Origin of the sequence: Gordonia sp. DT219, assembly GCF_049847065.1 — a bacterium.
Taxonomy (GTDB): domain Bacteria; phylum Actinomycetota; class Actinomycetes; order Mycobacteriales; family Mycobacteriaceae; genus Gordonia.
In genome coordinates this window covers 1-21,507 of the sequence record NZ_JBNCNR010000026.1, presented here as the reverse complement: position 1 = coordinate 21,507, position 21,507 = coordinate 1, and the positions used below count along the sequence as shown (strand labels likewise).

Genomic DNA, 21,507 nt, shown 5'->3' with positions numbered 1-21,507 from the left:
CGACCCGACGGCGCGGTAGGCTGGTCGGCGTGCAGCCTTTCAGGTGACATTTCCCGGTGGTCCACGTGGCTTGCACCGCGCGTCGGCAGACCTGGCGCCCCCACCTCACCTCGACTTGAAGCGGGTCCCGAATGTCCACCTCCGACTTTTCGCAGCAGGCGCAACCCGATCCACGACGCTGGAAGGCGCTGGTCTTCATCTGTCTGGCGCAGCTGATGGTGGTGCTCGACGGCACCGTGGTCAACATCGCGCTGCCCGACGCCAAGATCGATCTCGGTATCAGTACCTCGAATCAGCAGTGGGTGATCACGGCTTATGCGCTGGCCTTCGGTGGCCTGCTGCTGTTCGGCGGCCGCATCGCCGACCTGTGGGGACGCCGACGGGCGATGATGATCGGTCTCGTCGGTTTCGCGTTCGCCTCGGCGCTGGGTGGCGCTGCGGTCAATCAGGCAATGCTTTTCGGCGCGCGGGCACTGCAGGGCGTCTTCGGCGCGCTGCTGGCTCCGGCGGCGCTGTCGTTGTTGACAGTGATGTTCACCGCGCCCAAGGAACGCGCCCGGGCCTTCGGCATCTTCGGTGCGATCGCCGGCGGCGGCGCCGCGGTCGGGCTGTTGCTCGGTGGTCTGCTCACTCAGACCCTGGACTGGCGCTGGACCATGTACATCAACGTGGTGTTCGCCGCCGTTGCGCTGGCCGGCGCGATCTTCGAGATCAAGGAGCCGCCCCGCGCCCACGACCACACCACCCACCTCGACATCCCCGGGGTCATCCTCGGCGGTGCAGGACTCGCGCTTGTCGTCTACGGGTTCAGTCGCGCGGCGGAGAAGGGGTGGAGTGATACCGGCACCATCACCTGCCTGATCGCCGCCGTGGTCTTGCTGGTGGTGTTCGTCGGCTGGCAGGCGCGCGCCCGGTACCCGTTGCTGCCGTTGCGGGTCGTCGCCGACCGCGCGCGAGGCGGTGCCTACCTCAGCGTCGCGCTCGCCGTGATCGCGATGTTCGGATCGTTCCTGTTCCTGACGCTCTATATGCAGGACGTCCACCATTATTCGCCGCTGTCGGCCGGCGTCGCCTTCCTGCCGATGGTCGGCGGCATGCTGGTGGGCTCCACCCAGATCGCGGCGCGGCTGATCACGCGGGTCCCGCCGCGCTACCTTCTCGTGCCCGGCGCACTGCTCGGTGCGTGCGGGATGCTGCTGCTGAGCCAGATCTCGGCGGATTCGACCCGCTATTGGAGCGTGGTGTTTCCCGCACTGCTGCTGCTCGGCGCCGGTATGGGCACGGTGTTCATGACGTCGATCAACCTCGCCACCTATGGGGTGGAGCCCCGAGATGCCGGCGTCGCGTCGGCGATGGTGAACACTTCGCAGCAGGTCGGCGGCGCGGTCGGCACGGCGTTGCTCAACACCATCGCCGCCAATGCGGCCGCCGCCTACGTCACCGATCACATGTCATCGGTCCACGGACCCGCCGATGCGGCGGCGCTGCAGGCGTCGGCGCTGGTGCACGGGCAGAGCATCGGCTTCTATGTCGCCGCGGCGATTCTGGCGTTCGTGGCACTCGAGGCGGGCCTCCTGATCAATGTGCGCCGGCCGATCGGGGCCGCGCACGAGGACGAGCCGGTCGCCGCACCGGCTGCCTAGCCGGGGCCCTCTATGAAGTTCTCAAACAACAGTTGCGGTCCCGGCGGGCCGGGTGCACGGGTCGGAAGTTGTTGCGGGTGAGCCTGTTTCAGGCTGCGGTGTCCAATCGGAGAGTGCGCTGCATCGCCGCGTGTGCTTGCGGCCCGCTCATGTCGGGGTTGGTGCGGAGTTCGGTGAGCTGGTCGACAATGCCGGCCAGAATTGCTGCGGTATCGGTGCTTTCAAAAGTGATGTCGGCGATCATGGTGCCCCCCTAAGCGATCGATGCGATGTCTCCATCTTACCCGCATGCGCCGACAACGGCACCCAGATCTGTGGCATCTGTGTATCGAATACTGCTTGTGGACAACAGGTTTCGCGCCGAAGGTGAATACGCGATTCTGTCAGACGGATGTGGCATCGGGCGGCGGTGGCGCGGCATCGGTTGCAGTGGTGCAACTTTCGTGCCCCGCGCGGTCCCGTCGGTCAGCTGTCGAGGAGTTCGACGCTGGTGATGCGGTGCAGCGAGAACCGTTGTTCGTCGTCGGTGCCGTCCTCGACACCGACGAGCTGCCCGGCGCCGAGGGTCCGCGGGGAGACGACATGCCGCGACGCGCTGCCATGTGCGTCGACGTAGCCGACCCGCAGTTTCCGGTTGGCGCGCAACGCCAATCGGATGAGGGCAGTGGTCGGTTCACCGCCGCCGGAAGCGCGTACCGATCCCGTGGCCGGTCCGGTGGCCGGGGTGGCGACCGCGGCCCGATCGCCCGATCGCATCCGGCCGACGATGGCCGCGATCTGGTCGGGGCCGAGCGCGCCGCGGCGTGGTGCGGGACTCGGGTGGCGCCGGGCGCGGTTGGTGGCGACCCGGCTGCCACGGTCGGCCATGTCGACCACCTCGCCTGCCGAGTCCTCGCCGGCCGGCGCGAACCCGGCGGCGCGCAGCGCGTCGAGCACATCACGAATTCCGCTGGGCGACACCGCAACCGTCGGTGCCAACGCGCGGAGCGCGAGGTGTTGCGCGGCGTCGCTGCGCAGGACGGCCGCGAGAGTGGCAGCGTCTTCGCAGCGAATGAACGACGAGGCGATCCCCACTCGTAGCTGTCCGTGGCGCCGGGCGACGTCCTCGATGAGGTACGTCAGTGACTGGGGCACCGGGGTGCGCGAGTGGGTGGTGAACATGGTGAGCAGTTCGCTGCTCGACCGGCCGGCGTCGAGGGCTCGCCGGACACTGTTCTCGCTGACCCGGTATACCGATGCGGCGCCACCGGATTCGAGGTCGGCGACCATTTCCACCCGCTCGGCGAGTTCGGCCGTCATCGGCCCGGGAACGGTGATCGTCAGGTCGGCCTGGGTGAGGAAGTGATCGACCGGGGCAGGCAGGGCCTTGCGCATTGCCGTCAGGATCGCGGAATCGTCGTCGGCATCCGCGTCGAGCACCGCCCGGCCGACCGAGGTCAGCGCATGGTGGCCGACCAGTCCTACGGCGCGGGCCTCGTCGAGGGTCGCCCCGACCACGCGGAGGGTGAGCCGCCGCAGCTGGTGCGGATGATCCCAGCCGAGGGTGGCCACCATCCCGGCGACCGACACCGGCGTCGCGGGAGCGGTTCGGGCCAGCGCGGTCAGAATCGTGCGCCGCTGCGCAGGGGCGTGCGAATCGTAGTTCTCGCCGGACAACGCGGGGATCGTGGTGCCGTCGCGGTCGGGTTCGCCGACCTGCCAGGCCTGTCGCGGCATCGTCAGCCATGCCTGCGCGAGGGTGAGCCACTGCCGTTCGCGCGGCTGATGCAACCAGGTGTCGGCGGTGGTGGTCGGGGCAAAGGCGTGTTCGCCGGTGTCGCCGGTGGGCGGCGGATCGGGGAATCCCACGTCGATCAGCCGCGCATGCGCGAGAAGTTCGGCCAGCAGCGCGAGCCGCGGTTGCTCGATGCCGGTGGCCTTGGTCAATCGACGCAACTCGCGGATGCCGAGGGCGCCCGAGCGCAGCACCGTGGCCGGGGTACGGCCGAGCGTGCGCAGCACCGCGGTGGCATGGCGGATCAGCTCGAGAGCCTCACCGCCGCCGGCGGCGTCGATGTCACGTGCGGAAAATCGGCGGGTCGCCGATTCGTCGTCGGGCTGCGGCCGTTGCAGCTCGTCGGTGCGCAACGCCGGTTCGCCGCGGAGCAACTGCCCCGATTGTGGTGGCAGCTCGACGGTCTGGTGGTCGATGCGTGCGAGCATGCCGTCGGCGATCAGACGGGCAACCGGTGCGCTGGGGTCGGCGTCGGGGGCGGCGTCGCGGCTGCGGCCGAGTGCCGGGCCGCGGGAGAGCGCACCGAGCAGCTCCCGTTGGCGTTCGTCGACGGCGTCGAGGCGCGCCCGGAGCTCTTCGGGGGCCCACCGGGCGATCGGGCCGGTCAGGTGCAGACCGCGCCACGGCAGCGCCGATGATGCATTCGCACCGATGTTCAGGGCGTCGTCGGGGCCCCAGAGGAGCGCGAGTCGCCGCAGATGCGCGATGCGTGCCGCGATGTCATCGGGATCGGCGCGGTCGCGTAGCGCCGCAACGATCGATGACGCGGACACCACCTCGGCGGCCGGCGGCCCGGCGGCGATGGCGTCCTCGAGGACGGCGAGATCGAGCAGATCGAGTTGATCGCCTGCGGCGGCGACCGAAGCCGCCGACAGTGCGCGTTGGGCGAGGACCTGGCTGCCCTGCGGAGGTGGTGAGGCGAGATCGGGCCGCAGCGTGAACAGGTCGGCCAACGCCTCGTCGGTGCGCGAGATCAGGTCCTGGGCGAGCCCCTCGGCCCGATCATCCTGACTCATTCGGCCGATTCTACCGAGCGCGGTGCGCCCGGCCGGTTCACGCGGGCAGGTTCAGCAGTGTCGGGCTCGATACCTTCTGATCCTCGCCGCTCGAGCCGTTGCCGACCTGGCCTGCGGCGTTACGGCCCCAGCAGTAGAGCGAGCTCTCGTCGACGAGCGAGCACGTGGTGCCCAGGCCGGTGTAGACGGCCTCGACCGATCCCGGCAACGCCGTCACCTGGGTCGGCTTGGTGGTGCCGTCGCCCGCGCCCGTGCCGAGTTGCTGGCCCTCGTTGTCGCCCCAGCAGAAGAGCTTGGAGTCCGACACCGCGCACGTCGAGCCCCAGCCGGTGTTGATCTGGCTGACGGTCCCCAGGCCGGTGACCGGTGTCGGCGTGTGGCGTGATTCCTTGGTGCCGTCGCCGACCTGGCCATAGCGGTTGTCGCCCCAGCAGTACCCCTTACCTGACGCCGACGCGCACACCGTCGTGTACTGATCGGGCTGGTCGGTGATGCTGTAGGAGCCGACCGAGATCGAATCCGCGCCGGTCAGCGCGACCTTCTGCGGCGTGTTCGCCCGGGTGGTGGCGCCGGTGCCGAGTTGGCCGCTGTCGTTGTTGCCCCAGCAGTACACAGTGTCGGCAACCGCGCACGTCGTGCCCTGCGCGGTGGCGACCGCGGTGACGTTGCCGGAGATCCCGGGTACCGCGGTCGGGGTGGCGGTCTGGTCGGTGATCGACTCGACGCCGACCTGGCCGTCGTCGTTGTCGCCCCAGCACGAGAGCTTGCCGTCGGCGATCGCGCAGGTGCTGCCGTATCCGGTGGCGATCGCGGTCACCCGGCCGGACAGTCCGGTCACCTTGACCGGCGACTGGGTGTCGGTGGTGGAGCCGTTGCCGATCTGGCCGAACTTGTTGGCGCCCCAGCAATACGCCGAACCGTCGGATACCGCGCATGCGGTGGTCACGAGCTTCTTGTCGGTGTTGGTGTAGCCACCGAGGCTCACGGCGGTCACGTTCGGGAGATCGACCTTCACCGGTGACGACGACGCGGTCTCGGTCCCGTTGCCGAGCTGCCCGTCGTAATTGCCTCCCCAGCAATACAATTGCGCGTTGGTGATTCCGCAGCTCGAGTTGCCCGAGACCGCCAGGATTCCGGGGTGGGCCGTCGGCGCAGACGGTTCATCATTGCTGAATGCGCCGGTGGCAAAGGCGATTCCGACGCCCAGGACGACCACCACGACGACGACCGCCGCGATCACGCCGACGATCAGCCCGGTGTGCTTCTTCTTGGGTGCTCCGGCCGGGCCCGGTGGGGGATAGCCCCCGCCGAGAAGGTGATTCGGCTGCGATGGCGGGTACGCCGGTGGTTGCCCGGCCTGGTTGCCGGGGTAGGCGGCCCCGGGTGGCGACTGTGGATACGACGAATTGGCTTGGGGCGACGGGTTACTGGCGACCGTCGGGCCGGGGGGCGCGAATCCGCCGAAGGCCGGCGCCGGTGTCTGGGGTCCCGGAGTCTGGGGTCCCGGTGTCTGGGGACCCGGAGTGTGTGGTGCCGGGGTATGGGGTGCCGGGCCCGGATAGGCGGGTGCGGGAGTCGATTGCGGCGCGTAGGAGGGCGCGCCGGGACCATACGGCGGAGGCACGGTGGGCTGGGAGTACGGGCGGTTCGGTGCTCCCGGTGCTCCCGGTGCCCCCGCTGCCCCGACTGCCCCCGCTGCCCCGACCGCTCCCGGGCCCCCGGGGCGCGGCGCCGATGCGGCGCCGCCGTGGCTCTCGAGGGCCTGGCGCAACGCCGTCGCGAACGAGCGGCAGTCTGGGTACCGGTCGGTGGGATTCTTCGCCAACGCCTTCTGCAGTACCGGATCGAGGCGAGCGAGATCCGGCCGCAACGAACTGATCGGCGAGATCTGCTTGGTCAGATGTGCCATGACCAACGCCGACGGTGAGGTGGTGGTGAACGGGGCCTGGCCGGTGAGCAGTTGGAAGACGGTGCAGGCCAACGAGTATTGGTCGGAGGCGGCGCCGGCATCGTGACCCTCGATGACCTCGGGGGCGCAATACGCCAGCGTGCCGATGAAGGCGCTGGTCGCGGTGAGTGACGTCGAGTTCACGAGTTTGGCGATGCCGAAATCCAACACGGTGACGCGGTCGATCTGGCCGCGCTCGTCACGGCTGACGAAGATGTTGGCGGGTTTGACATCGCGGTGAATGATGTTGCGGCGGTGCGCGTAATCGAGGGCGTCGGCAACGCGGGCGGTCAGCGCGGCGGTGTCGGCGGCCGAGACGGCGCCGTGGGTCAAATCGGCGCCCTCGAGGTGGTTCATGGTGAACCACGGGGTGCCGTCCTCGTTGATGCCGTACTGGTGGATCGAGATGATGCTCGGGTGATCCAGCGCAGCAGTGGTGCGTGCCTCGTTGGTGAAGCGCTTCTGGAAGTCGGGATCGTGCGCGCCGGCCAGTGAGATGACCTTGAGTGCCTCCCGACGCAGGAGGGTCGGGTTCTCGACGAGGTAGACCTCGCCCATGCCGCCGGATCCGAGCAGCGAGATCACCTTGTACCCGGCGACCTGTGAACCTGGACTCAGAGGCACGATTATTCCTTTGATCGGGGGCGGGCCGTTGGCGGTGACCTTACCCAACGGGCTCGCAGGTCGGCCTTTGTATCATTCGAACGAAGGGTCCGGCCCGCTCGGTATCGACATCACCGGGCCCCGGATGCGGGAGCACGCACGTGGCGGCAGGCGCGGCATGGCACAATATGCGCGTGGCTGAGAGCAATTCGAAGAAGCACTACGTGGACAACGGCTGGCCGAAGTCCTCCGGCGACGACGCCCCTGAGCACGCGGTCTCGGAGTTCGCGGCCGACCTGCCGGGTGCGCTGTCCCCGTTCGGGGATGTGGAGTTCCCGCTGCCGGCCGACGAGATCAACTACATCTCTCCCAAGACGGTCATCAACCGCTGACCGGACCGCCGTGAGCCCCGAGGTGAGACCGTGAACCAGGGTGAGACCGGGAACCAGGGTGAGACCGGGACCGCCTCGGTCGGCGGTGCCGGCCCCGCGGCACGCCTGTCGCACGTCGATGAGGCGGGTGCAGCCCGGATGGTCGATGTGGGCGACAAATCCGTGACCCGCCGGCGAGCGCGCGCCGGCGGTACCTTCCGCACCACCGCCACCGTCATCGACCTGCTCACCTCGGCATCGCTGCCCAAAGGTGATGTCCTCGCCACCGCCCGCATCGCCGGGATCATGGCGGCCAAACGGACCGATTCACTCATCCCGCTCTGTCATCAGCTGTCGCTGTCGTCGGTGGACGTCGAATTCGAGATCGGCGCCGACCACATCGACGTGGCCGCCACCGTGGCCACGGCCGGTCCGACCGGCGTGGAGATGGAGGCGCTGACCGCGGTCGCCGTCGCCGGACTGACCCTGCACGACATGGTCAAGGCCGTCGACCGGCACGCCCGGATGGATGGCATCCGCCTGCTCGAGAAGTCCGGTGGCCGCTCGGGCGACTGGCGCCGTGACGATGATGCGCCCGACGGCGCCGGAACACGCCGATGAGCGGCCGGCGCATCGCCCGGGTGATCGTCGCCTCGACCCGGGCGGCGCGCGGCGTCTACCCCGACCGCACGGGCCCGATCATCGCCGAGTGGCTGACCGCCCACGAATTCGCTGTCGACGAGGTCGATGTGGTCGGTGACGGCCGACCGGTGGGCGACGCGATCCGTACCGCGATCTACGCCGACGTCGACCTCGTCCTCACAACCGGTGGTACCGGTCTGGCACCGACCGACCGCACGCCCGAACAGACCCGCCCATTGCTCGACATCGAGATCCCGGGTCTCGCCACAGCCGTTCGCGAGGCCGGGCTGCCGCAGGTGCCGACGGCGGTCCTCTCGCGCGGCACGGCAGGGGTGGCCGCCACGACGTTGGTGATCAACCTGCCCGGCTCCGTCGGCGGGGTGCGCGACGGCCTGTCGGTTCTCGAGGACGTGCTCGATCACGCGCTCGACCAGATCCGCGGCGGCGACCACTGATGGGTATCCGCTGATGGCAGTGGTGATCCGGGCCGCGGTGAGCGCCGATCCGATCGGCCTGGCCGAGCATGAGGCGCTCGTCGTCGAGGCCGCAGGCGGACATGCGGGCGCGGTGGTCGGATTCGTCGGAGCCGTGCGTGATCACGACGGTGGGCGGGAGGTGACCCGGCTGTCCTACTCGGCACATCCGACCGCACCGCAGGTGTTGGCGGACGTGGTCGCCGAGATCGCCGCCGGTGCCGACGGTGTGCGCGCGGTCGCCGTCTCTCATCGGGTGGGCGACCTGGAGATCGGGGACGTGGCGTTCGTGGTCGCGGTCGCCGCCGATCACCGTAAGGAGGCGTTCACGCTGTGCGCGCGGCTCGTCGACGAGGTCAAGGCCCGGCTGCCGGTGTGGAAGCACCAGTACTTCGGGGACGGGCGCGACGAATGGGTCGGCTCCGCCTGAGGGACCTGAGTGGGTTGGAAGACCGGAGAATTGGAAAAAGGGCCCCGCACGGTCGGAACATCGTGCGGGGCCCTTTGTCTGGGGCCGAGTCAGCCGGCAGTGCCGGGTGGCTCAGGGGAGCGGGATCAGGCCCTTGTTGTCGTTGAACAGGCGCAGCTGATCCGGGGTGAGCTGGTAGCCGCTGTCCTTGGCGGCCTTCAGCAGGCTCTTGACCTCGGGGCTCACGCCGGCGTCGCCGACCTGTGCCAGAGCCTCATCGGTGTTCTGGGCGTTCGGCGTGTGTGCCAGGCCCGGGGTCGTCGAAGGCGCAGCGGGGGCGGCCGGGGGAGCCGGAGTCGCGGTGGGAGCCGTGCGCGGGGTCGCACCCGACAGGCCGGTGCCGCAGACGGGCCAGGCGCCCTTGCCCTGCGATGCCAGGACGCGTTCGGCGACGGTGATCTGCTGTTCCTTGGAAGCCTGGTCGGCGCTCGGCGCGTACTGGGTACCGCCGTTCGCGGCCCACGTGCTCGGGCTGAACTGCAGTCCGCCCTGGTAGCCGTTGCCGGTGTTGATGGCCCAGTTGCCACCGGATTCGCACTGGGCGACCTGATCCCATTCGGAATCGCTGGCGGCATGTGCCGAGCCGGTGCCCAGCAGTGCAGCGCCGCCACCGAGAACGGCTCCGGTCAGTGCGACCTTGGCGAAGGTCTTGGTTGCGGTGTTGGTCGTCGATTTGCGGTGACGTCCGGACATGTGTCGAATTACCTCTCTCCACGCGCCTGCGAAGTCAGCTGTCGGGTTCGAGCGAGAGGTGCTCGGTCCGGCCAGACCGGGTGGTCGCCGGACTTAACCCCAAGGACGTCGTGGACGTCCGTTCTTCCGTGCTGGAAGGGGTGGGTCCCCCGCCCTCGTTCCCATATGTGTGCTCGTCATTCCACCGGGGGAACGAGGCTCGGCGCGACCGGTGGAAATCATGGTGTCGTTTGCAGTGTTGTGACCTTCGGTGAAGGACGCTTCGTACAGTACGACGTCCGGGCCGGTGATTCATACCCTTCGGCGCAGCGGATTTCGGGGCTGCCAGTGGGTATTTCGGCCCCATTCGGGCGTCCATGCAGTTCACGGGCATGATGCCCCGTTCGTGTCCATCTCGTTATGGACTCGTTATGTGACAAAGGTCACAGACGATCCGGGCGGGTCAGCCACCCGCAAACGGGGGCAGGACGTCGATCGTGCGCGTCGGACCGAGCTGTCGGGTGCGGTCGGCCAACGCGATCTCGTCACGCAGATACGAGCAGCGCGGCAGCACGTGCGCCAAATCCGGATTGTCGGCTGCCAGAATGTGTTCGAGCTCACCGAGAGTGATGTCGTCGGCAACGTCGACCATCGTGGATTCGGACTTCGCGGCCGCGCATGCGGCGGCGAAGTAGCGGATCAACACTTGCACCCCGTCAGCCCCCGATCGCCGACATCGGGCGGTCCGGCTGACGGAAGCCTGCGGTGTTGACGGCGTGTCCGGCACGCTTGGCCCACATGTTCTCGCGCCACAGTCGGGCGAGGCGACTATCGATGTCGTCGCCGCCGCCGCGCAGCACCGGCATCAGCGACGTCTCCGACTGTGCGAACAGGCAATTGCGCAGCGCGCCGTCAGCGGTGAGGCGGGTGCGATCGCAGTCGCCGCAGAAGGGCCGCGTCACCGAGGCGATCACCCCGATCCGGGCGGGTGCGCCGCGGGCGTCGGTGTAGCCGTCGGCGAGCCACGTCTGGGCCGGGGCGGCGCCGCGAGGGACGGTGTCCGGGCGCAGCCGGAACCGGGTGGACAGCTCGGCGAGAATCTCGTCCGCGGTGACCATCTGGCCGCGATCCCAGCGATGCCCGGCATCGAGCGGCATCTGTTCGATGACCCGCAACTGATATCCGGCGTCGAGGCAGAACTGTGCGAGATCGGGCAACCGCGCGAGGTCCCCGCGATCCGGGACCACCGCGTTGACCTTGACCGGGTACAGGCCGCTGCGCCCGGCCGCGGTGAGGCCGGCCAGCACATCGGGCAGCCGGTCGCGCCGCGTGACCTCGGCGAAGCGTGCGGCGTCGACGGTGTCGAGGGAGACGTTGACGCGGTCCAGGCCGGCCTCGACGAGCCCGTCCACCCGCCGCGCCAGGCCCAGACCGTTGGTGGTCAACGCGATCTTGGGGCGCTCGGGGAGCGAAGCAACCGCCCCGATGAGTTCCTCGAGATCGCGGCGCAGCAGCGGTTCACCGCCGGTGAACCGGATGGTGCGGATGCCCAGCTCGGTGACCGCGACCGTCAGGACCCGGATGAACTCGGCGGTGCTCAGCACCGCCTCGGTGGGCAGCCAGTCCAGCCCTTCGGCGGGCATGCAGTAGTCGCAGCGCAGATTGCAGCGATCGGTCACCGACACCCGCAGGTCGGTGGCGACGCGGCCGAAGGTGTCCCGCAGTGGACCGGACGTCGGTGCGGGCGCGGCCGGCTCGTCGGCGGTATGTGCCGACGGCAGTGGGAGTCCGAGGTCGACGGCGGTCATCGCCCGCCGCCTCCGTCGTCGGACGTGCGCGCCTGTAATGCCCGGAAAGTGCTGGCGTGGAAGACAAGTGGCTCCACATCCGGATGGGCATCGAGACGCCGGATACGCAGCAGCACCAGAATGTGGTCACCTGCGGTGATCTCGGTGTCGATGGTGCACGACAGGTGTGCGGCCGCGCCCGGGATGAACAGCGCGCCATCGTCGGAACCGAGCAGCTCGATGCCGTCGAACCGGTGCGGTGCCGGCCCGGCGAGCTGCCGGCACAACTGCGCCTGATCGTGCGCGAACACGCTGACTCCGACGGTGCCCGCATCGCGCAGACGTGGCCAGGTCGTCGATGTGTCCTGCACGCAGACGCTCACCAACGGCGGATCCAGCGACACGGAGGTGAATGCGCTCGCGGCCATGCCGATCAGCTCGGTTCCGGCCGCACCGGCGCGGTGACAGCACACGGCGACCACCCCCGACGGGAAGCAGCCGTATGCCCGCCGCAGGGCATCCTCGTCGGACGCCGGCGCCAGGTCGGTGTCTGCCGCGATCACCGCGGAATCCGGATCGACGGAGGCCGACACTCGCCTCACCCGGCTCTCCGCGCCGACCGCAGCGCATAGATCACGCCCAGCAGCAACCCCAGCGGCGCGCACATCGTGAGCAGATAGACCGCGGTGGGTGCCGTCGCGCCGCCGGCCACCAACGGCGTGACAAAGAGCGCGATGATCGCGACGACCCCGATTGCGAATGCCACGCCCGCCACCTGCAGCAACCGCGAACCCGGTTTGCGCTCGGCGCTCCCGGTCGGTGCCATTCGCCCCGCTCGCTGCGCGCTTCGGGTAGGTGAATTCCGTGCCATACATTCCACGGTAGAGCACCTGCGCCCGTCGCGACCGCGTCGTGCCCGGTCAGCAGTGGTGACGTGCACCCGCGGAAACCGTTTTGTCCGTTGGCTAGACTGTCGGTACCAGGCGCCTTGCTCATTGTCGTGGGTCAAGGCGCCCTTTCATGTGGTGGATCGGCCACATGTGACGAATCGACGTTCAGATGAGGGTGAGCACAGTGCCGAGCGGCAAGGTGAAGTGGTACGACGCCGAAAAGGGCTTCGGGTTTCTCTCGCAGGAGAGCGGTGAGGACGTGTACGTGCGTTCGTCGGCGTTGCCCGAGGGCGTCGAGGCGCTCAAGCCCGGTCAGCGGGTCGAGTTCGGCATGGCCGCCGGCCGTCGTGGTCCGCAGGCGCTCAGTGTCACCGTGCTCGAACCGGCGCCGAGCGTCGCCAAGAACACCCGGGAAGCCGCCCGTAAAGAGGTCAAGCGTCACAGCCCCGACGAACTGCACGGCATGGTCGCCGATCTGATCACCCTGCTCGAGGGCAAGGTGCAGCCCGACCTGCGCAAGGGCCGTTACCCGGATCGCAAGACGGCACAGCGCATTTCCGAGGTGGTCCGCGCCGTCGCCCGCGAACTCGACGCGTAGGTCGCGGCGTGCGCTCGCCGCACCGGACCCAACCGCACTGGGCTCAACAGCACTGGGCTCACTTGGGCGGGGCGGTGTCGGCGGTCACGAGTCCGCGCGCGATGTTGCCCGAGCCGTCCTGATCGATGCTCAGCGCAGAGGCGGCGGTGACCGTCACACCGAGCAACACCCGGCCGGGACGCGATCGCAAGGCCACCGTGTACGTCGAGTCGGAGGCCTTCGGCGACTCCTCCTCGACGATGCCCTGCGGCGTCCAGTACAGCGTCGTCAGATTCCACGGTGACTCGGCGATCGACTGCGAAACCGACAGCAGCACCGTCGAGTTCACCGGCACCGGCACCCGCGGGGTCGCCCGCTGCGGTTGATCGTGCGGGGGCGTGCAGTCCCGCACGAACACGTCGCACCAACGCGCCGGCTCGACCTGGTGGAGCTCGTCGCCGACGGCGATCTGGATGTACGCGTCGTCCTTGTGGGACTTGCCCTGGACCAGGACACCGACGGTCACGCCGACGACGGCCACGAATACGACGGCCACGATGGCGATGATCGCGATCGCCTTCTTCTCACCCGGGTTGAGCACGTCTCTAGTGATATCCCATCCGCTTCGTCGGCTGCCCACCCGGTCCGCTCGCGTCGGGGTCGGGCAGGGGTGCATCCGGGCCGGGGCTCGCCGCCCGATGCGGTCGCGTGGGTGCCGACGCCGGGTCTCCGGGCCGGTCCGGGCCCGGACGTGGCGCCGGCCCGGGCTGGGTGCGCGGCGTCGAATGACGCTGCGTCGGATGGCTGTAGGCGGGCCGCCCCAGATCGGGGAAGGACATCGTCGGTTCGGCATGCACGGGACGTTCACCACCGAGGCCCGGTACGAGAGTGCGCCCGCGCAGTGTCGTCGCGGTCTGTGCCAGCCCGAGTCCCAGCAGCACGGCCACCACGGTGAAGCCGATCCACAGTGTCGTCGGCAGCAGCACACCCAATGCCGCGCCGAGTACCCAGCACAGCTGCAGCACGGTCTCCGACCGGCCGAACGCCGACGCCCGCGACTGCTCGGGCAGGTCGTCCTGGATCGACGAGTCCAGGCAGACCTTGCCGATGGCGCTGGTTCCCGACGCCACCAGCGCGGTCAGGGTGGCCAGCACGATGTTGCCGAACACCGCTGCGAGCGCGGCCATCACGAAGCACGCGGCCGTGGAGTACAGGACGATCTTCGACGGATTGCGCAACGTGAGCCGGGTGCCGACGCCGTTGCCGATCATGTTGCCGACGGCCGCGGCGGCGCCGACCGCGCCGAGCAGGCCGAGTTGCTTCCAGTCCGAGTGCACGCCCTGCTGGGACTTGGCGTAGAACGCGATGTAGAGCGTCAGGAATCCGGTCAGGATGCGGATGGTGCCGTTGCCCCACAACGCGGCAACGACCTTGCGGCCCAACGGCTGGCGCATCTTGGCGGCCAGCGCCTTGGCGCCGCCGCGCACGCCGGCCCGCCCGCGTGAGGTCGGCGGCTCGCCGTGCGGGGCGTGATAGGTCAGCGTCGCGGGGATCTCGCCCTCGGTGACCTCCACCCACGCCGGGATGCGCATACACAGGTAGGCGCCGTATGCGGCGATGATCGCCAGCCACAGCATCGCGCCCGGCAGATGCCACGGCAATGCCTTGGCCAACAGTATTTCGAAGAGCCCGGCGACCGCGCCGCCGATCATCGTGCCGCCGATCAGGCCGAAGGTGGTCAGGCGGGAGTTCACGCGCGGCAGATCGATCGTCGGGGGCACCACGCGCGGGGTGACCGCCGACTTGAGGACGCCGAACGACTTGGACAACACGAGCAGCCCGAGCGCACACGGGTAGAGCACCCACGGGTCGTAGTTGAGCTGATCGGCGATCGGATCCCAGCTGACGTTGGCCATGATCAGCAACGCCAGCACCACGCGTGCGGCGAAGGTGGCCGCCATCGCGATCCGGCGTCCCTGCTGCAGGCGGTCGAGCAGCGGTCCGATGAGCGGGGCGATCAATGCGAACGGGGCGATCGTCAACGCCAGATACATCGCCACCGACACCTTGGACTGGCCGGTGGCCGCCGAGAAGAACAGGGTGTTGGCCAGCGCCACCGCCATCGCCGCGTCGACCGCGAAGTTGACGATCACCGGCAGCGTCAGCGCCGTCAGCCCGGACTGGTCGGCGCCGTCGGCGGTCGCGGCCTGGTGGATCTTGCCGAGGCCCTTGACGGTGAGCTGGCGGCTGCGCATCGCGGCGACGCGGGCGACGGTGATCTTCTTCGGCACGTCATGCTGCTCGGGATCGGTGGGCAGCGCCTGCGTGCGCGACCGTTGGGCACCGCCGGCATCGTGCGGATCGGTGGGGGCGTCGTCGAGCGGCGGCAGGTGCGGATTGTGCGTTCGCGGAGGCAGATAGGCCTCGCCCCGGTTGCCGCCCGGCGGATTGCCGTGGGTACCGACGCGCGTGGGCGTGGCCCGACGACGCGGCCCGTCGGCGGGATAGTTGGCGGCGCCGGGGTGGTCGACGGGGTCGCGGGTACGCGCGGCACTCTGCGGCTGCGATGCCCCCGCGTGCCCTGCGGCGTTGTCCTTCGGCTTCCGTCCGATCACATACCAATTGTTCCTCATCGCGGTCCCGGAGGCCCGGACGGTGTCGTTCGGAAGTGTCGCCGGGCGATGTGTCACGGATCCGGCCGGTGAGGCACACTGGAGGGCGTGACTGGAGTAATGGACGGTACGCGGTTGCTCGATGCCGTCGAGGTCGCCCGAGGCGCGCTCGTCGAGGACGGGCACGAGCCGGGGGCTCATCGTCAGGCGGTCGCCGAAGGCGAGTGGGCGGCGGCGCACTACTTCGATTCGGACCTGCCCGGCTACCGCGGATGGCAGTGGTGCGTGGTGGTCGCCGGTGCGCCCGGCACGGATGTGGTGACCGTCAGCGAGGTCGTCCTGCTGCCCGGTGAAGGGGCTTTGCTCGCGCCGGAGTGGCTGCCGTGGAGCGATCGCGTCGCCCCCGGTGATCTTTCCGTCGGTGACATGCTCGCCGCCGGGCCCGATGATCCGCGGCTGGTGCCCAATCACATCGACACCTCGACTGCTGTTGTTCCCGGGGTCGCCGACGAGTACCCGGCCGACGGTGTCGAGGCGTCGGCCCCGGACCCGGAGGATCTGGCCGAGGTGGCCGGCGCGCTCGGCCTCGGCCGCAAACGCCTGTTGAGTCGCGAGGGGCGCGATGCCGCCGCGCAGCGCTGGTACGACGGCGAGCACGGTCCCGGCGCGGAGATGGCGGTGGCCGCTCCGTTCCCGTGCTGCACCTGCGGCTTCTACATCCCGCTGTCGGGTGCGCTGCGGGTCGCTTTCGGGGCATGTGCCAACGAGTACTCCGCCGACGCCCAGGTGGTCTCCGCCGAATACGGGTGCGGTGCCCACTCCGACATCGTGGCCCCGAGTGGTGAGGGTTCGCCTGCCTACGATGCCTTCGACGACGGAGTTCTCGAGATCGTCGCGGTCGGTGCGGGCTCCGGGGGCTCCGGCGGCGAGTCGGACGCACAGTCCTGACCCCAGATCTGTCCGGCCCAGATATGTCCGGTCCAGATCCGATCGGCCCGGATCCGTTCGGTACCGCGGCTGCGCGTGCGGCGACGTTGTCGGCGTGGCGGGAGTCGCCGACCCGACTGGCCGAAGATGTTGCCGCCGAGGTTGATCTGGCGAGTGTCGGCTACCGCGATCGGCTGTTCGTCGAGCTCGTCACCAATGCCGCCGATGCGGCGCGGCTGGGCGGGATCGTCGGGGAGGTCGCGATCTGGGCCGACGGCGACGGCGTGCACATCGCCAACACCGGGGCGCCCCTGACCGATTCCGGTGTCCGGTCGCTGCTCGCATTGCGGGTGTCGGCCAAGGTGCCCGACGACACGGGCGCGGTGATCGGCCGCTTCGGGGTCGGATTCACCGCCACCGCCGCGGTCGCGGCGACCGTGGAGATCCGCTCGGTCACCGGCGCCATCCGATTCGACCGCGCGCTCACCGCCGATGCGGTCGCCGACGCGGGAATCATTGGGGGCCCGCGGGTTCCGCTGTTGCGCCTGGCCTGGTCGAGTGCCGGCGCGCCGCGCGCGGGCTTCGCCACCGAGATCGTCCTCGGTCTCGCCGAGGGCGTCGTGCCGGCCGACCTACTCGCCGCCGCCACGGCACAGGCGGCCGACCTGCTCCTCGCACTGCCCGGGCTGCACCGGATCGCCGTTGCCGACACCGTCTTCGAGATCGATCGCACCGATCGCCCAGATCGCCCGGCTGACGGATTGGCGCCGGGGGTACGGGCGTACCGGCTCGTCGTCACCGTGGCGACCGGCGGGGGACCGGCCGAGCAACGGTCGTTCACCGAGGTCGAGCACGGGCCGTCGCGGTGGCTCGTCGCCGATGACGGGCAGCCCGTGGGCACCGGCCGGGACGTGTTGTGGGCGCCCACCCCTACCGACATCGAACTGTCGCTACCCTGCCGGCTGATCGCCCGGCTCGCGCTCACCCACGACCGTCGGCATATTCACCCCGACGCCGACATCGCCAGTGCCGCAGCAGGTTACGTCGACCTGATTCGCCTGGCCGAACCCGCCGACAGCCTGGCGCTCATCCCGCGGCCACACCGCGCACGAGGTGGTGACGACGCCCGGCTGATCGACGCCGTCCTCGACGAACTGCGGGCCGCGACCTGGCTTCCCGGAACCGACGCGACGACGCTGGTGCCGTCACGTGCGGCGGTGCTGGTCGGCCTGAGTGCGGAGCTGGCCGACGTCCTCGACGACGTGTTCGCCGACCTCGTCCACCCCGACCTCGCTCTCGCTCAACATGTTCCGCTCCTCGAGTCGCTGGGCGTCACCCAGATCGGGCTCGCCGAGGTGGCGCAGCGACTCACCGGCGTCGAACGCGACGCCGCGTGGTGGGGCCGGCTCTACGCCGCGCTGGCGCCGCTGGTCGCGACCGCGGTCGACGTCGAAGAGCTTGCCGCGCTGCCGATCCCACGCGCCGACGGTCGGATGAACATCGGTGCCCGCGGACTGTTCACGACGCATGCCGTGCAGACGCCGTTGCGCTGGATTCGCACCGTCGACCCGGTGGCCGACCATCCGATCCTGGAACGACTGGGTGTGCAACGACTTTCGGTTGCCGATGCGCTCGCCGACCCGGTGCTGCAGACCCTCGTCGAGGAGGCGGCCGAGTCCGTCGAGGACGGCGACGGGGCTGATTCCGGCGCCGCAGGGCTGGCCGACGAGGTCCTCGCATTGATCGTGGCCGACGCCGCGGCACCGGTTCCGGAGTGGCTGTCGCGACTGCCATTGCCGACCGGCGATGGCGAGTGGCGCAGCGCCGATGAACTGCTTCTCGCCGACTCCCCGTTGGCCACGGTACTCGTCGACGACCATCCGTTCGGTCTGCTCGACGACGGCTTCGCCGAGCGGTTCGGTGCCGATGCGGTGCGCCGCCTCGGTGTCGGATGGGGCTTCTCGGTGGTGCGCGACGAGTTGCCCACCGGGCCCGATCACGAACTGCCCGATGAGGAGCAGTGGTGGGATGCGTCCTCTGATGGCCCGGAGGCTCCCGAAACATTCAGCGCGGTCCGCGATCTCGACCTGGTCGACCCGGATCGGTGGCCGACGGCGTTGTCGCTGATCGTCGGTGACGAGTCCTCGGCGCAGGCCCTGGGAGACCGTGGTGGTTACACCGCATGGTGGCTGCGTCATTTCGCCGAGGTCGACGGGCTGTTGCTGGGGGAGTATCGGGCGCCGTCGGATATGTCGCTGGCCGGCGTCCTCGATCCGCTCGACCATCCGCTGGCCGACACGCTCGCACCGGCCCTCGCGGCGCTGCCGCCCGAATCGGCCGACGAGGCATCGCTGTTCCTTGCGCGCGTCGGTGACGAGGAGTGCGTGGTCGCGCCCGGCGTCGCCCGGGGCATCTATGCCGCAATGGTGGCGTCGTGCCGGTCGGGTGCCATCGGCTGGGCCGACATCGACGATCCCGGCGGTGTGCGTGTGGTGTCCGGGGGTGTTGCGGGGACTCAGGGCGTCACGGTGCCGGTGATACTCGACGAACCGTGGTGGGCGCAGGCCGTCGACCCCGACCTGCTCGTCGTCGGACCATCCGATGCCGAGGCCGCCGGCACGCTCGCCGACATCCTCGATCTCCCGCCGGCGTCGGAGGAATTCACCGCCGACCCGATCGATGCCGGGACGTATACGACGGCGGCCTCGACCGAGGTGGTGCTGTTCTCCGCGGAGACCGGGCGGTCACCGGCGGGCGAGGTTCGTATTCACGATGACCTTCGAATCCTGCTGTCGCGGAACGGTTCGTCGGGTGCGCGCGAGGTCCGGGTGCGCTGGTGGGTTGATCGGCACGGTGTCACGCATTTGTCCCGGCGTCGCGACTGACCTGCGCGGACGGCGCGTCGATACCGGTGGTCAGCAGTGCCGCGAGCTGCCGGTAGGCAGCTGCGTCGCCGAGTCCCGTGGTCGCGGTGACCTCGCGACGCTGAATCCGGCTCATCATGGTCGCGGCCATGTCGGCGGCGAAGGCGGCGTTGACGTCGCGGAATTCGCCGGCGCGCACGCCCGCGTCGATCAGCTCCCGCACTCGGCGCGCGGCGGTCGCGGTGTTGCGCTCGTACAAGTCACGGGTCGGACCGAACGCATGTAGGTCGCTCATGAACTCCTCCGACGCCGGCGACAGCTCCTCGCCGACCGCGATCAGGTAGTCCACGACGGCCACGCGCGGAGACCCGGCGGCGGCGACGTGCGCCTCGACGCGCTCGGTGGCGGTGCGGAAGAAGTGCGTGACGGTCTTGGTGACCAGCTGTTCCTTGCTGTCGGCGAGGGTGTAGATCGTCGACTTGGAGCAGCGCAGCCGGGTCGCGAGATCGGCGACCGACAGATGCGCGAAGCCTTCCGCCAGCAACAATGCGAGAAGGTCGTCGAACAATGCGGCGCGTCTGCGCGTACCGAAGTCGGGGTGCTGTGGGCCGGCCACGGACTCTCCTCTCGTTCAGCGGGCCGCGATGTCGGCAAGTTGGGGTGCCGATGGTGTTCCCGCTCTCCGAATAGTACCGTAGACCGTACTTGGGTACTGATTTGAGAATGTTGTGAACGAGAGGTTCCGGATAATGGCTGTTGACCGTCTGCTCCCCGACGACGAGGCGCGTGACCTCATCGCGTTGACCCGCGACATCGCCGACAAGCGGCTCGCCCCGATCGTCGACGAGCACGAGAAGGCCGAGACGTATCCCATGGGCCTGTTCGCCGAATTGGGTGCGGCGGGTCTGCTCGGATTGCCGTACCCGGTCGAGTGGGACGGCGGCGGCCAGCCGTATGAGGTGTACCTGCAGGTGCTAGAGGAACTTGCGGCGCGGTGGGCTGCGGTGGCCGTCGCGACCAGTGTGCACGGTCTGGCGTGCCACCCGCTGTTCCACTTCGGTACCGACGAGCAGAAGCAGCGCTGGCTGCCGGACCTGTTGAACGGCAAACTCATCGGCGCGTACAGTCTGTCCGAGCCGCAGGCCGGATCGGATGCGGCTGCGCTGAACTGCCGTGCCGTCCCTGCCGATGGCGGTTACCACGTCACCGGTACCAAAGCGTGGATCACGCACGGCGGTATCGCCGACCTCTACAACCTGTTCGCGCGGACCGGCGAAGGGTCCAAGGGGATTTCGTGCTTCCTGGTCGCCCGCGACACCGACGGTCTCACCTTCGGCAGGCCCGAGGAGAAGATGGGTCTGCACGCGGTCCCGACGACCTCGGCCACCTATGACGACGCCATCGTCGACACCGACCGGCTGATCGGTGTCGAGGGGCAGGGCCTGCCGATCGCCTTCTCCGCCTTGGACTCCGGACGTCTGGGTATCGCCGCGTGCGCCACCGGACTGGCCCAGTCCGCACTGGACGCCGCGATCGAGTATGCCCAGGAGCGGACGACGTTCGGCCGCAAGATCATCGACCACCAAGGTCTCGGATTCCTGCTCGCCGACATGGCCGCGGCAGTCGACTCTGCACGCGCCACCTATCTCGACGCCGCCCGGCGCCGCGATGCGGGACAACCGTATTCACGCGCTGCCGCCACCGCGAAACTCGTCGCCACCGACGCCGCGATGAAGGTCACCACGGATGCGGTGCAGGTGCTCGGCGGAAATGGCTACACCCGCGACTTCCGGGTCGAGCGACTGATGCGTGAAGCCAAGATCACCCAGATCTTCGAGGGCACCAACCAGATCCAGCGTCTGGTGATCAGCAGGGCGCTGGCACACGGCTGAGCGCCCATTCACTATGGAGTTGTCAAGGTACACAGTGGCTTCCGCAGAAGCACGGTCCGGGCGGCCACAGTCAGGTGACCACAGTCAGGTGACCACAGTCAGGTGGCTGATGTCACGCAGCTGATTTCAGGCAATCGGTTTCAGGCAGCGTCGTCGAGGCGTAGTGAGCGTCGGTTGTAGGCCGGTAGTGGTCGTCGTCGGGGGTCGACCGTGGCGGGTGGGATCAGCCACGGATGCCGGTCGAAGCCGATGATCACGTCCCACCCACTATCGTGGACGTCGTGGTGGCAGCTGGTGCACAGCAAGCAGCCGTTGTCGAGGTCGGTGGCCCCACCGTCAATCCAGTG

Annotated in this window: 21 protein-coding genes and 1 riboswitch; of the genes, 9 read left to right on the top strand and 12 right to left on the bottom strand. The window is 69.3% G+C overall.

Translation table 11 applies throughout. The annotated features are described in order from the left end of the window. Positions 1 to 131 precede the first annotated feature (131 nt). On the top strand, positions 132 to 1,643 hold the full coding sequence (locus ACPXB3_RS19580) for an MFS transporter (protein WP_425706705.1): 1,512 nt from the start codon (positions 132 to 134) through the stop codon (positions 1,641 to 1,643). Between the two features lie 88 nt (positions 1,644 to 1,731). On the opposite strand, the gene ACPXB3_RS19575 is transcribed toward ACPXB3_RS19580, so the two are convergent. The 3 genes from ACPXB3_RS19575 to ACPXB3_RS19565 all read right to left on the bottom strand — a co-directional run bounded on the left by ACPXB3_RS19575 (position 1,732) and on the right by ACPXB3_RS19565 (position 7,005). Then, entirely contained in the window at positions 1,732 to 1,887 is a 156-nt protein-coding gene (locus ACPXB3_RS19575; protein WP_425729166.1) for a hypothetical protein, read from the bottom strand. A gap of 221 nt (positions 1,888 to 2,108) precedes the next feature. After that, positions 2,109 to 4,433: a helicase-associated domain-containing protein gene (locus tag ACPXB3_RS19570; RefSeq protein WP_425706707.1), complete on the bottom strand. Its 2,325-nt coding sequence runs from the start codon at positions 4,431 to 4,433 to the stop codon at positions 2,109 to 2,111. A gap of 37 nt (positions 4,434 to 4,470) precedes the next feature. Next, entirely contained in the window at positions 4,471 to 7,005 is a 2,535-nt protein-coding gene (locus ACPXB3_RS19565) for a protein kinase domain-containing protein (protein WP_425729165.1), read from the bottom strand. 167 nt (positions 7,006 to 7,172) lie between these two features. Here ACPXB3_RS19565 and ACPXB3_RS19560 point away from each other — a divergent pair, with 167 nt between their 5' ends. The 4 genes from ACPXB3_RS19560 (at position 7,173) to ACPXB3_RS19545 (ending at position 8,900) form a co-directional block, all read left to right on the top strand. After that, positions 7,173 to 7,376 carry a hypothetical protein gene (locus ACPXB3_RS19560; protein ID WP_425706709.1) on the top strand — a complete coding sequence of 68 codons (204 nt, stop codon included), beginning with the start codon at positions 7,173 to 7,175 and terminating at the stop codon, positions 7,374 to 7,376. Between the two features lie 105 nt (positions 7,377 to 7,481). Continuing rightward, positions 7,482 to 7,976, top strand: coding sequence for a cyclic pyranopterin monophosphate synthase MoaC (gene moaC, locus ACPXB3_RS19555; RefSeq protein ID WP_425729194.1), 495 nt, complete (start codon positions 7,482 to 7,484; stop codon positions 7,974 to 7,976). Next, positions 7,973 to 8,452, top strand: a complete 480-nt coding sequence (locus ACPXB3_RS19550; RefSeq protein ID WP_425706710.1) for a MogA/MoaB family molybdenum cofactor biosynthesis protein — start codon at positions 7,973 to 7,975, stop codon at positions 8,450 to 8,452. The genes moaC and ACPXB3_RS19550 overlap by 4 nt, the downstream gene beginning before the upstream one ends. A 13-nt stretch (positions 8,453 to 8,465) precedes the next feature. Further along, positions 8,466 to 8,900 (top strand): molybdenum cofactor biosynthesis protein MoaE, encoded by a 435-nt coding sequence (locus ACPXB3_RS19545; protein ID WP_425706711.1) that lies wholly within the window; start codon positions 8,466 to 8,468, stop codon positions 8,898 to 8,900. Between the two features lie 111 nt (positions 8,901 to 9,011). Here the strand turns inward: ACPXB3_RS19545 and ACPXB3_RS19540 are convergent, their stop codons facing one another. The 5 genes from ACPXB3_RS19540 to ACPXB3_RS19520 form a co-directional block, all read right to left on the bottom strand. Then, entirely contained in the window at positions 9,012 to 9,632 is a 621-nt protein-coding gene (locus ACPXB3_RS19540) for a transglycosylase family protein (protein WP_425706712.1), read from the bottom strand. A 7-nt stretch (positions 9,633 to 9,639) separates the two neighbouring features. Continuing rightward, a riboswitch (cyclic di-AMP (ydaO/yuaA leader) is annotated at positions 9,640 to 9,816 on the bottom strand. 258 nt (positions 9,817 to 10,074) lie between these two features. Continuing rightward, positions 10,075 to 10,323: a MoaD/ThiS family protein gene (locus ACPXB3_RS19535; protein WP_425729163.1), complete on the bottom strand. Its 249-nt coding sequence runs from the start codon at positions 10,321 to 10,323 to the stop codon at positions 10,075 to 10,077. A 4-nt stretch (positions 10,324 to 10,327) separates the two neighbouring features. Next, entirely contained in the window at positions 10,328 to 11,419 is a 1,092-nt protein-coding gene (gene moaA, locus ACPXB3_RS19530) for a GTP 3',8-cyclase MoaA (RefSeq protein ID WP_425706714.1), read from the bottom strand. Next, positions 11,416 to 11,991 carry a flavin reductase family protein gene (locus ACPXB3_RS19525; RefSeq protein WP_425706715.1) on the bottom strand — a complete coding sequence of 192 codons (576 nt, stop codon included), beginning with the start codon at positions 11,989 to 11,991 and terminating at the stop codon, positions 11,416 to 11,418. The genes moaA and ACPXB3_RS19525 overlap by 4 nt, the downstream gene beginning before the upstream one ends. A 5-nt stretch (positions 11,992 to 11,996) precedes the next feature. Further along, positions 11,997 to 12,224: a hypothetical protein gene (locus ACPXB3_RS19520; protein WP_425706716.1), complete on the bottom strand. Its 228-nt coding sequence runs from the start codon at positions 12,222 to 12,224 to the stop codon at positions 11,997 to 11,999. A gap of 248 nt (positions 12,225 to 12,472) precedes the next feature. Here ACPXB3_RS19520 and ACPXB3_RS19515 point away from each other — a divergent pair, with 248 nt between their 5' ends. Beyond that, complete coding sequence (locus ACPXB3_RS19515) at positions 12,473 to 12,886, top strand: cold-shock protein (RefSeq protein WP_425706725.1); 414 nt, start codon at positions 12,473 to 12,475, stop codon at positions 12,884 to 12,886. A gap of 58 nt (positions 12,887 to 12,944) precedes the next feature. Here ACPXB3_RS19515 and ACPXB3_RS19510 read toward each other — a convergent pair whose 3' ends face one another. Together ACPXB3_RS19510 and ACPXB3_RS19505 are read right to left on the bottom strand one after the other, a co-directional pair. Next, positions 12,945 to 13,466, bottom strand: a complete 522-nt coding sequence (locus ACPXB3_RS19510) for a DUF2771 family protein (RefSeq protein ID WP_425729161.1) — start codon at positions 13,464 to 13,466, stop codon at positions 12,945 to 12,947. A 4-nt stretch (positions 13,467 to 13,470) separates the two neighbouring features. Further along, positions 13,471 to 15,480, bottom strand: coding sequence for an MFS transporter (locus tag ACPXB3_RS19505; RefSeq protein WP_425729159.1), 2,010 nt, complete (start codon positions 15,478 to 15,480; stop codon positions 13,471 to 13,473). 117 nt (positions 15,481 to 15,597) lie between these two features. Here ACPXB3_RS19505 and ACPXB3_RS19500 point away from each other — a divergent pair, with 117 nt between their 5' ends. Beyond that, complete coding sequence (locus tag ACPXB3_RS19500; RefSeq protein WP_425729192.1) at positions 15,598 to 16,425, top strand: DUF3027 domain-containing protein; 828 nt, start codon at positions 15,598 to 15,600, stop codon at positions 16,423 to 16,425. Positions 16,426 to 16,448: 23 nt separating this feature from the next. After that, positions 16,449 to 19,289, top strand: a complete 2,841-nt coding sequence (locus tag ACPXB3_RS19495; protein ID WP_425729158.1) for a sacsin N-terminal ATP-binding-like domain-containing protein — start codon at positions 16,449 to 16,451, stop codon at positions 19,287 to 19,289. On the opposite strand, the gene ACPXB3_RS19490 is transcribed toward ACPXB3_RS19495, so the two are convergent. Then, positions 19,261 to 19,884, bottom strand: coding sequence for a TetR/AcrR family transcriptional regulator (locus ACPXB3_RS19490; RefSeq protein WP_425706720.1), 624 nt, complete (start codon positions 19,882 to 19,884; stop codon positions 19,261 to 19,263). The genes ACPXB3_RS19495 and ACPXB3_RS19490 overlap by 29 nt on opposite strands. A gap of 133 nt (positions 19,885 to 20,017) precedes the next feature. On the opposite strand from ACPXB3_RS19490, the gene ACPXB3_RS19485 reads away from it, so the two are divergent. Next, a complete protein-coding gene (locus tag ACPXB3_RS19485; protein ID WP_425729156.1) occupies positions 20,018 to 21,160 on the top strand; it encodes an acyl-CoA dehydrogenase family protein in 1,143 nt (380 codons plus the stop codon). 140 nt (positions 21,161 to 21,300) lie between these two features. On the opposite strand, the gene ACPXB3_RS19480 is transcribed toward ACPXB3_RS19485, so the two are convergent. Then, a partial coding sequence (locus ACPXB3_RS19480) for an HNH endonuclease (protein WP_425729154.1) occupies positions 21,301 to 21,507 on the bottom strand: 207 nt, incomplete at its 5' end.